Annotated in this window: 8 protein-coding genes and 1 riboswitch; all 8 genes read right to left on the minus strand. The window is 45.8% G+C overall.

All coding sequences use genetic code 11. The features are described 5' to 3' along the window. Positions 1–33: 33 nt before the first annotated feature. On the minus strand, positions 34–1,554 hold the full coding sequence (gene malQ, locus K0036_RS13980) for a 4-alpha-glucanotransferase (protein WP_220430003.1): 1,521 nt from the start codon (positions 1,552–1,554) through the stop codon (positions 34–36). 263 nt (positions 1,555–1,817) lie between these two features. Further along, positions 1,818–3,209: a glycine--tRNA ligase gene (locus K0036_RS13985; protein WP_173693940.1), complete on the minus strand. Its 1,392-nt coding sequence runs from the start codon at positions 3,207–3,209 to the stop codon at positions 1,818–1,820. Between the two features lie 72 nt (positions 3,210–3,281). Continuing rightward, the gene (recO, locus tag K0036_RS13990; RefSeq protein ID WP_220430004.1) at positions 3,282–4,025 is read right to left on the minus strand and encodes a DNA repair protein RecO; all 744 of its coding nucleotides are present in this window, start codon (positions 4,023–4,025) and stop codon (positions 3,282–3,284) included. Next, a complete protein-coding gene (locus K0036_RS13995; RefSeq protein WP_025642734.1) occupies positions 3,973–4,164 on the minus strand; it encodes a hypothetical protein in 192 nt (63 codons plus the stop codon). The genes recO and K0036_RS13995 overlap by 53 nt, the downstream gene beginning before the upstream one ends. Positions 4,165–4,217: 53 nt before the next feature. Further along, positions 4,218–5,114, minus strand: a complete 897-nt coding sequence (era, locus tag K0036_RS14000; protein ID WP_220430005.1) for a GTPase Era — start codon at positions 5,112–5,114, stop codon at positions 4,218–4,220. 97 nt (positions 5,115–5,211) lie between these two features. Then, entirely contained in the window at positions 5,212–8,133 is a 2,922-nt protein-coding gene (locus tag K0036_RS14005) for an insulinase family protein (RefSeq protein WP_173693942.1), read from the minus strand. Between the two features lie 229 nt (positions 8,134–8,362). Next, complete coding sequence (locus K0036_RS14010) at positions 8,363–9,973, minus strand: Na+/H+ antiporter NhaC family protein (RefSeq protein WP_220430006.1); 1,611 nt, start codon at positions 9,971–9,973, stop codon at positions 8,363–8,365. 104 nt (positions 9,974–10,077) lie between these two features. Next, positions 10,078–10,245: riboswitch (Lysine riboswitch) on the minus strand. Positions 10,246–10,324: 79 nt separating this feature from the next. After that, positions 10,325–11,098 carry a Uma2 family endonuclease gene (locus K0036_RS14015; protein WP_220431322.1) on the minus strand — a complete coding sequence of 258 codons (774 nt, stop codon included), beginning with the start codon at positions 11,096–11,098 and terminating at the stop codon, positions 10,325–10,327. Between the last annotated feature and the right edge of the window lie 36 nt (positions 11,099–11,134).

Genomic DNA, 11,134 nt, shown 5'->3' on the forward strand with positions numbered 1-11,134 from the left:
TCTCCCTCTCATATACGAATAATCTATTGTATATTATATTCCTTTTTTATCTTCTTTGCAATCAGGCCTCCTTCTTTTTCTAACTGGCATCTTTCCTCCCTCTACGCGCCCGCTTTTGGCCAGCGCTTTTCTTATAAATGCCTTTTTATTCATTAATCCATCCAGACTTACAAGCCTCCACTCCCAATTAGGCGTTCCTAGCGTGCCCGGAGTATTCATCCTCCCCGCATTATCAAGTTCCAGCACGTCCTGTACTGGGAGTATCGCAATATCCGCCTTATTGTCCAGCGTATAGCAGATAAAGTTTTTCGCCACGGAATCTTCCTCATACCCCCATGCATATAATTCTCTTTCCGTTGCCAATCTGACCTTTCGAGGCTGTCCTTGAAACCATCCTTTTATAGTCTCATTATCGTGCGTCCCTGTATAGACGATCATATTTTCCCTATCCTCGAACAGATTGTTATGTTCCATAGGATCGAATGTAAACTGAATAATCTTCATGCCCGGCAGATGATACGCGTCCCTGAGTTCATATACCTGTGGTCGCATATCTCCCAGGTCTTCCGCGACAATCTTGACATCCGGATTATCCTTTAAGAGTACGTCAAGCACAGCGTAGCCCGGCGCCTCGATCCATTCTCCTTCTCTCGCGGTAGGGGAAGACGCAGGAATTTTCCAATAGGTATCAAATGCCCGGAAATGGTCAATGCGGATAATATCAAACAGCCTTGCATTATAGCCAAACCGCTTTCTCCAGAAGACAAATCCATTCTCCTTCATACGCTCCCAATCATAGATCGGATTGCCCCAGCGCTGCCCGTCTTTACTAAAATAATCTGGAGGAACTCCTGCAATATACGTCGGTTTTCCATCTGCTCCAAGCAGGAATTCATCCTGATTCATCCATACGTCCAGAGAATCTAATCCAACATAAAATGGTATGTCGCCCATTATTTCTATCTTATTGACATTTGCATAATGTTTGAGAGCCTTCCACTGTCTGTAGAATTCATACTGGACAAACATCTCAAAGCAAATTTCCGCCTCATAGATGCTGATATCAAACGCTTGGTCTTTGATCCAATTTTTGTGTTCTTCCTTCCATTCATTCCAGCATTTCATGCCATTTTGCCTTTTAAGTGTCAGGAATACCGCATAAGGATATACCCACTCCTGCGTCTTAAAAATCTCATATTCAGAATTCGGGCTGAAATTCTGAAAGGCTTCCCACAAATATTTTCGCTTATATGCTCTCACCTTTTCATAATCCACTCTTGCCTCTTCTCTACGAAATGGAGCCGGCTTCCTGTTTAAAAGTCCTTCTTCCATCAATATATCCAGATCCAGATAGATTTCATCTCCGGCAAAGGAAGAATAAGGCTGATAAGGCGAATTGCCATATCCCAAAGGATTCAATGGAAGTATCTGCCAGATGTGCAGCCCGCACTCCTTCATGATATCAATGAATTCCCTGCTACCCTTTCCAAAATCTCCAACGCCATAATCCGATGGCAATGCAGAGACTGGCATCAATAACCCTGCTTTTCTCATGTTGCTACTCCTTGTCCGCTATTCCTGATCCTTTCTATCCGCCTGTACATCTTTCCGTCCCAGGATAGCCTTTATACCTTTTAAAATGCCTCTACAGGCTCTTAGATATAGTATGCCGCCTTCTTTATATAGAGATGCAAAAACCAGCCCAAAATCGCGTTAAGCCCACAAAAGGCAGAAATCTCTTCTTTTACGGAAGGATTTCTGCCTCTTTCTTTATTTATTGCCTTTATCGCGCCGTATCCATCTGCGACACTTTCTTCTTACCACTCAAACTTCTTTGCAAAGTAAGCATCCAGATCTTCAATCTTGATTCTCTCCTGCTCCATGGTATCCCTGTCGCGGACGGTAACTGCTCCGTCTTCTTCAGACTCAAAGTCATAAGTTACGCAGAATGGCGTTCCAATCTCGTCCTGACGGCGGTAACGCTTGCCGATGTTTCCACGGTCATCAAATTCGCAGTTGTACTTCTTGCTTAACTGGGCATATACTTTCTCCGCCCCCTCGTTGAGCTTCTTAGACAGCGGAAGCACGCCGATCTTGATTGGCGCAAGCGCCGGGTGGAAATGAAGGACGGTTCTTACGTCTCCGCCTTCCAGTTCTTCCTCATCGTATGCACTGCAAAGGAATGCAAGCACCATACGATCCGCTCCAAGTGAAGGCTCAATAACATAAGGAACATATTTGGCCTTCTTCTCATCATCAAAGTAAGACATATCCTGCTTGGAAGTATTCTGATGCTGGGTCAGGTCAAAGTCTGTCCTGTCGGCGATCCCCCACAGTTCTCCCCAGCCGAATGGGAACAGGAATTCCACGTCAGTGGTTGCCTTGCTGTAATGGCTTAATTCTTCCGGCGAGTGGTCACGGTAGCGTACCTCATCATCCTTAAGTCCCAGAGTCTCCAGCCAGTTCAGGCAGAAACTCTTCCAGTAGTTGAACCATTCAAGATCTGTTCCCGGCTCGCAGAAGAATTCCAGTTCCATCTGTTCGAACTCTCTGGTACGGAAAGTAAAGTTTCCAGGCGTTATCTCGTTACGGAAGGACTTACCGATCTGGCAGATGCCAAATGGAATCTTCTTTCTTGACGTACGCTGTACATTCTTAAAGTTTACGAAAATGCCCTGGGCAGTCTCAGGCCTAAGATACACTACGCTCTTTGCATCCTCTGTAACGCCCTGGAAGGTCTTGAACATCAGATTAAACTCGCGGATCTCGGTAAAGTTATGCTTTCCGCAGGATGGACATGGAACCTCATGCTCTTTTATATAGGCTTCCATCTGCTCGTGGCTCCATCCGTCAATGCTGTCTCCGATATCCAGTCCATTCGCATGCGCATACTCTTCAATCATCTTGTCCGCACGGAAACGCTCATGGCATTCCTTACAGTCCATCAGAGGATCGCTGAATCCTCCCAGATGCCCGCTGGCTACCCATGTCTGCGGATTCATCAGTATTGCGCAGTCCACGCCAACATTATACGGGGATTCCTGAACGAACTTCTGCCACCATGCCCTTTTTACATTGTTCTTCAATTCTACGCCGAGATTTCCATAGTCCCATGTATTAGCAAGCCCGCCGTAAATCTCAGACCCAGGGTATACGAATCCTCTTGATTTCGCCAACGCTACGATCTTGTCCATTGTCTTTTCTACCATATCCTCTTCCTCGCCTTCTATAGTTTCATAATTGTTAATTATTATACAGTTAACCACGGGGGTTTTCAAGTCTTATTCCACAATTGTTTCCAGTATTTCCAAGGATTTGAAGTGCCTGTCCACATAAACGTCCAGATACGCTCGCACCACCTTGCCCAGTTCCTCTAATATTTCTTCTTTTACCGTGAATGTATATAATTTTTCAATATTGGAACTGATGATATACTGCATTGCATACAGCGTTGACGTCTTAAGCGCCACACCGTCCGTAGTCCTGCCAGAGCAGGCGCTGCATACCAGCCCGCCCTTGCGGATGCTGAATAGAGCTGGGCGCTCCCTGTCACCGCAGCAGATGCATTCAAACACCTGTGGCGCCTCGCCATTGATTGCCACCACCTTCAATTCATATATGTACCGAACCAGACGGTTATCCAGATGCGGATTGGTCAGAGCCCGAAGCGTCTGGTACAGAAGTTTCAGCAGCTGGGTCTCATCGTTATACTCTCTGGCATAATAATCGGCAAATTCCAGAAAGTAAAATCCATAATAGGCTCCTTCCACATCCATCCTCAATTCCGCAAAATAATTGGTAACAGAGGCCGACACCAGCGTAAAAGATGTCCGCCCCTCATATACCGAAAATTCTCCGAAAGTAAAGGGGCTAGTCACGCCTACAAGCGCGCTGTTAGGCCGCCTTGCCCCTCTGGCAAAGGCTGTTATCTTGCCTCTTTCCTTCGTCAGAATTACTACCCGCCTGTCATATTCACCTATAGGTGATGCTTTCAGCACCATCCCTGTCACGGTAACTTGATTCACTGTCTATTCCACCTGTCTGTCCTGCATCATCCGCCTCCCGGCGTTCTATTACCTGTCGGCAGATGTCCATTCCTCTGTAATAAAGATAGTCTGTCACACTGCCAGTCTCTGTAAAACTTTTCCAGTATCTGTCTTCCATAGAATCACCTCATCCTCTGTTGATAAGTTTAGGGTCTCCCATGGAAGCCTTTTTTATTCGTCTTCCCGATATCCAAAATTTTTCATCAAGTATTCGCTGTCCCGCCAGTCCTTCTTTACCTTCACCCAAAGTTTCAGATTTACCTGGCAATCCAGCATTTTCTCGATCTCGTACCTGGCGGTGCTGCCAATCTTTTTCAACATATTTCCTTGTTTACCAATAATTATCCCCTTGTGGGAATCGCGCTCGCAGATAATCGTGGCATCGATGTGCATGACCTTATTTTTCATCTTCATGCTGTCAATCGCCACGGCGATCCCGTGAGGGATCTCTTCCTGCAGGGAATGCAGCGCTTTCTCCCGAATTAGTTCTGCCACGATCTGGCGCTCCGGCTGGTCAGTGATCGTATCTTCATCATAGAACTGTGGACCGTAGGGGAGATACTTCATCACCATCTTGAGCAGTTCCTCGGTATTATTCCCGTTCCTCGCAGACACTGGAACAATCTCGGCAAAATCGTAGATATCCTTATAAGCCGCGATAGCCGGCAGAATCTCTTCTTTCTTTACGCTGTCAATCTTATTGATGACCAGAATGACCGGGGTGCTGACTTTCCTAAGCTGCTCCGCAATATGCTTTTCCCCCGCGCCTATGAATGTGGTAGGCTCCACCAGCCACAATACCACATCCACCTCGTTCAAAGTGCGTTCGGCCACATTTACCATGTATTCCCCCAGTTTATTCTTGGCCTTATGGATCCCCGGCGTGTCCACGAACACGATCTGCCCTTCTTCCGTAGTCAGCACCGTCTGGATACGGTTTCGGGTGGTTTGGGGCTTGTTGGACGTGATGGCGATCTTCTGGCCGATCAGATAGTTCATAAGCGTAGACTTGCCTACGTTTGGCCGGCCGATCAATGTCACAAATCCTGATTTAAAATCCTTCTTCATATGTTCTCCTTTAATTTAACACGTAACATTTTTCACTTTTGCACGTAACATTTTTCAAAAGTGTTACGTGCAAAAGTGAAAAATGTTACGTGTCCCGTTAAAAACTTGTCACAGTTCCAAATAGGTTTCTTTCTTCCTCGATTTTTTCTTCGCTGCCGATTACGCACAGCTGGTCTGCCTTTAACACTGCCTCTACCACCTTGGAAAGCCTGCGGATATCGTCCTGTCCTGCCTCCAGGATCTCTCTTCTTTCCTTCTGGATCATCTCGGCGCTGACTTTGTTCATATACAGGTTCATAGAACGGTCTCCTTTGGCTGCAGGCGTCATCGGCTGATCGATGTTGCTCATGGTACCAATGATATATTTCGTCATATCGCGCTCGCTGACGGTAAAATCTTTCAGGTAATCAACGACTCCGTCATATACTTCCAGAGTACGTCTGAGATTCGGATCACGGTAAGATACGAAATACCCTTCCCCGATACGGTTAAAATTGCTCATGCAGCCGTATGCGCCGCCTTTTACGCGGATATTCTGCCACAGGTACTCATAACTTAAGATGACCTTTAATATCTGCAGAGCGCCCGTATAGGATGCGCCATTGTCGATAAAATTACCGGTTCTCGCTACATACTGGACTTTCGACGCCGTCTTGAACCCTTCATTTTTTTTCTGGCAGTGGATCATACACGGAGAATCCTTTGGCTCTTCATGATTCAGGCTTGCCTTCATGGATGATATCATCGTCTCCATATCCTGAAGTCCTTCTTTTGCAGCTGTATAACTGAGCATCATATTATCCGCCCGGAACAATTGTCTTGCCAGGTTCTTAAGATTCTCGACCAGTTTGCCTTTTTCTTCTTCAAAATGTTCTTCGATATAGGCAACCTTTTCATAAAATTCGATTCCATTGGTCATATCTTTTAACTTGGCCGATGGAGACGAATAAGACATTGCCCGTAACGCCGCAGTCGTATGTCCGGACGACTGGAACTTCATTAAAAGCCTGGATTTAAGCATCGCCAGAATTTCCTTCAGGCGCTTCTCATCCTCCAGTTTCGACTGGGTCAGAATCTCCGCCATCATATCAAATGCCACCGGAAGTTTGGCATACAGCGCCTTTGCCTTGATTTCAAAGGTGGCTCTAAAGGCCTTCTCCCTCACGTTCGTCACATCTGAATAAAGTTCCAAAGATGTGCCAATGCCGCCTGTATGCATATTGATTTCATTAAACAATGCTCCATATTCAAAATGTTCTGTATCAATGATTCCAAGCACTGACTGCAGGATGCCAACATAGGGAAGCATCTCTTCTGACACTCCCGACAGATCAAACATCACATCCACATATCCGATTCCATTGGTCTCTATCTCATGGAAGACTACTGGGATACCGGAAATATTCATCTCCTCATTAATGATCGGCTCAATATCCCTGGAAATATCTTCTCTCTTAAGAATTGGAATCTTTGCCAGGTCTTCTTCATCATCCGGCGCAGACTGGTATGCTTCCAACGCTTTGGTACGCTCCACCAGTGCTTCCTGCTCCCCTGCTGAGAGGCTGTTCTTGTAAACTTGCAGCTTCTCCTCCAGTTCTCTGTCCATCTGAGCCGTACGGCCCTTCTCTGGCTTTACGATCACGATGGCGCCATGGGTGTTGTCTAAAAGATATTTCTGGATCAATTCTTCATAATATCCGGTCCCAATCTGTTTTTTCAGGAATTCGAACGTATCCAGCGCCTCGATATGGATGAACGGCTTCTCATCATCATAGAGCCAGCTGTCCATCATCTGAAGGCCATACATCAGACCCTTCGGATAATTTCCAAAATCCGCTTCCCGGTAACGGAATTCATGGTAATTAATTCCTGCCTCCAGCGCTTTTTTATCGATCCCCCTATCCACACACTCTCTGAGTACATCTTCAATCATCTGGATAAAAGCGTTTTTCTGCTCTTGATTCGCGTTCTTAGATACGATGGAAAAAATAGGCTGGTAGATCCCATTGTCATAGGATCCCATAATGTCCTTTCCGATCCCCGCATCTGTAAGCGCTTTCTTAAGCGGCGCTCCCGGTGCGGACAGTAATGCATAATCCAGGATCTGGAATGCCAGATACAATTCTTTATCCAGACTGGTGCCGATTACCTTATTGTAGGAAAGATAGGTATTATCCTCCTCAGATTCATCGCTTGCTATGGAATATGGAATCTCCTTCTCCACAATTTTATCAAAAGGATCCTGGTACTTTATCTCTGAATCTACCGATACAAAATCAAATTTGCTTAAATATTCCTTATCCAGCCAATCCAGTTTTTCCTCCATATCCATATCGCCATACAGATAAATATAACTATTGGATGGATGGTAATATTTTCTGTGAAAATCAAGAAACTGCTCATAGGTCAGTTCTGGTATTACTTCCGGATCCCCGCCCGATTCATTGGCGTAAGAGGTATCCGGGAAGAGTGTGTTGAGGACTACCCGGTCCAGCACGCCTTCCGGCGATGAGAAGGCCCCCTTCATCTCATTATAGACCACGCCATTATATTTAAGCTTATCATCCACCGAATCCAGCTGATAACTCCATCCCTCCTGGCGGAAAATCTCCTCATGCTTGTAAATATTAGGATAAAGCACCGCATCCATATAAACATGCATCAGGTTCTGGAAATCTTTATCATTACAACTTGCTACCGGGTACACCGTCTTATCCGGATAGGTCATGGCATTGAGAAATGTATTCAGAGATCCTTTCACCAATTCTACAAATGGATCCTTAGCCGGAAAATTCCTGGAACCACACAGGACGGAGTGCTCCATAATATGCGGCACGCCTGTGCTATCCTGTGGCGGCGTCCTGAAGCCTATGCTGAACACCTTGTTGTCATCATCGTTTTCTACCAGCAGGATCCTCGCCCCGCTTTTCTTATGTCTGAGAAGGCATCCCTTTGCTTTGATACCCTTTAAGTCCTCTTCTTTTAATACTTGATAAGCATTTAAGTCTTTGACACCCATACAGTTTCTGCTATCTCCTTTCATCGCGCTCATTTCTATCAATTATAACACCTTTTCGCACATGGTTGAAGGCGCAACATTTATTTTCTCCTGATTCCATGGCTTTTCTTTGTATATCATGTCTTTCTTCGGATTTATTATTCTTTTTCGCTGTATTAGAAAAAGGCCCGTCTTACGGGCCTTCTCTACGACTTTAATATAACGTCTCAATCTCTTTGCTTTATTTTCTCTATTCCTTGCCTATTGTATTCTTAATCACCAGAAGTGTAGCCACCATCAAGGCAATTCCTATCGGAAGGCAAATGAATGGATTCTGAACAAATCCCGCAATCACATAGGTTACGAAGGAAACCGCCGCTACCGTTATTGCATAAGGCAGCTGAGTCGTCACATGGTTGACATGGTTGCACTGTGCTCCGGCAGAGGCCATAATCGTAGTGTCAGAGATTGGCGAGCAGTGGTCTCCGCAGACTGCGCCTGCCATGCAAGCGGAGATGGATATGATCATCATCCTTTCGTTGGTTCCGGCAAATACGGCAACAACGATCGGAATCAGGATGCCGAACGTCCCCCAGGATGTGCCTGTTGCAAATGCCAGGAAGCATCCTACCAGGAAAATGATGGCTGGAAGCAGATTCACAAATCCGCTGGCAGCAGAATCCATTACTCCTGCCACGTATTCCGCGGCGCCAAGGCTGTCTGTCATAGCCTTTAACGTCCATGCAAATGTCAGGATCAGGATTGCAGGTACCATGGCCTTGAATCCTTCCGGCACGCAAGACATAGATTCGCTGAATCTCAGTACTTTTCTTACTGCATAGAAGATAATTGTTATGATAAATGCAAAGAAACTTCCAAGCATAAGGCCAACGGATGCATCGCTATTAGAGAAAGCTTCTACAAATCCTGAACCCGAGAAAAATCCTCCTGTATAGATCATTCCGATTACGCAGCAGATGATCAAGGCAATAATCGGAAGCACCAGATCTATTACCTTCCCTCTGGTCTCATCTATAACTTCCTCTGCCGTGGCATACGGCCTGTCCGGCGTGGTATACAGATCTCCCTTCACCGCATTATCCTCATGAAGCTTCATCGGCCCATAATTGATGTTCAAGCATACAATGACAACCATCATGACGATCGTCAGCAGGGCATAATAGTTATAAGGGATAGCGCGGATAAATATGGAGAATCCATCTTCTCCCTCCACAAAGCCAGTAACCGCTGCCGCCCAGGATGAAATTGGAGCAATGATGCACACAGGCGCTGCCGTAGCGTCGATCAGATAAGACAGTTTGGCGCGGGATACATTATGTTTATCCGTTACCGGCCGCATAACGCTTCCTACGGTCAGGCAGTTGAAATAATCATCAATAAAGATCAGCACGCCAAGAACGATGGTTGCCATCTGCGCTCCTACCCGGCTCTTGATATGCGTGCTGGCCCAGCGTCCAAATGCCGCCGATCCGCCAGCCTTATTCATCATGCAGACCATGATTCCAAGAACTACCAGGAACACCAGGATTCCCACATTGTAACTGTCAGACAGCACGCCTACGATTCCGTCCTGGAATACATGCGTAATCGTCTTCTCAAACGTAAATCCTGAATAGAATATGCCTCCTATCAAAATTCCTACAAACAATGAACTATAGACTTCCTTCGTAATTAATGCCAGCACAATGGCAACAATCGGCGGAACCAGCGCCCAGAAGGAGGCATACATCTTTGGGACATATTCGGCCGCTTCATCAGCCGCAAATACCGTCATCGTACTGCAGGCAAGAATGCAAACAAGTGTCAGAATCCCCCATACCGCTTTTTTCTTTCCTCTCATCGTAAAATTTCCTCTCTTTTCCTTTGAATATAAAAATGCCATGAACAACGCTAATCCGGGCGCGCTCATGGCATAATCTTCAATCTACCTAAAATCTTGTATTATACTCTGATAGCGCTCCACTGTTGTGACAGTCCGCAGCATCTTATGCATACGTCCCAGAACATGCATGCGGGCCATGCACATCCTTCGGCGGCCTCCCCTTTTCTCTAAAGCAGCCGCCCGGGCTATGGCTTTAGAGTACTGATGAAATCCGCGCCTCTATCAAGTCCATTATTCATATAGTACATTTGTATCATTTTTCAATGGAATTGTCAATAAATGATAGATTTTTAGCAAAGTTTCTCCCGATTATTCATAAAGAAAATTCATATATTCATATATCTCCCCAAAATCAACTTTGCACTCCCCATCAAAAATCCCAACCGGCACCTTATCTTCTCCCCCGTAAATAACTGGGTATTCCTCGTGCGCAAAGTCGTACACGACTACTTTTCTGCTTTCCGTATCCACCATCCAATATTCTCTGACTCCCGCATTCATATATTTATTAAGTTTTATAATTGAGTCCTTCTTCCTGGTAGCCTTGGACATAATCTCAACAATAAAGTCCGGCGCTCCATATACGCAGTTCATATGAATTCTTTCGCGATCGCAGACCACAAGTACATCCGGCTGTACCATCGTCCTGTCGTCGCAGTCAAGCTGTACATCCAGTGGGGCTAGCATTGGCACGCACTTTCCTTTGCTGTTCCTGATATAGGATTTCAACTGCTCCCATATCTCTGCTCCTATCAGCTGGTGTACAGAAGTAGGAGATGCCATATCATAGATGATTCCATCAATCAGTTCGGCCATTCTTTCCTCTGGCAAAGCGTAGTAGTCCTCCATGGTATACTCCCCCTGATTCTTTGCCCGATACATCGCTGCCGCCTCTTTCACCCTGTCTTCTTCCTGACTTTTAAATGCCTTCTCCAGCGCCTGAAGCGTGTCATACCGTGGCGATTCGGTTACGCCTGAGAAGATCTTCTGCGCAGTACCAAGAGGCACTCCAGAAAGTTCGCTAATCTTTTCATATGAATATCCTAGTACCTTTTTACGCCTTTTCATCTCTTCCACAGTCATCGGCATCTTCTCCTTCTCCAAGTTATATGCATCACT

The sequence above is a fragment of the [Clostridium] scindens genome, from assembly GCF_019597925.1.
GTDB lineage: Bacteria > Bacillota > Clostridia > Lachnospirales > Lachnospiraceae > Clostridium_AP.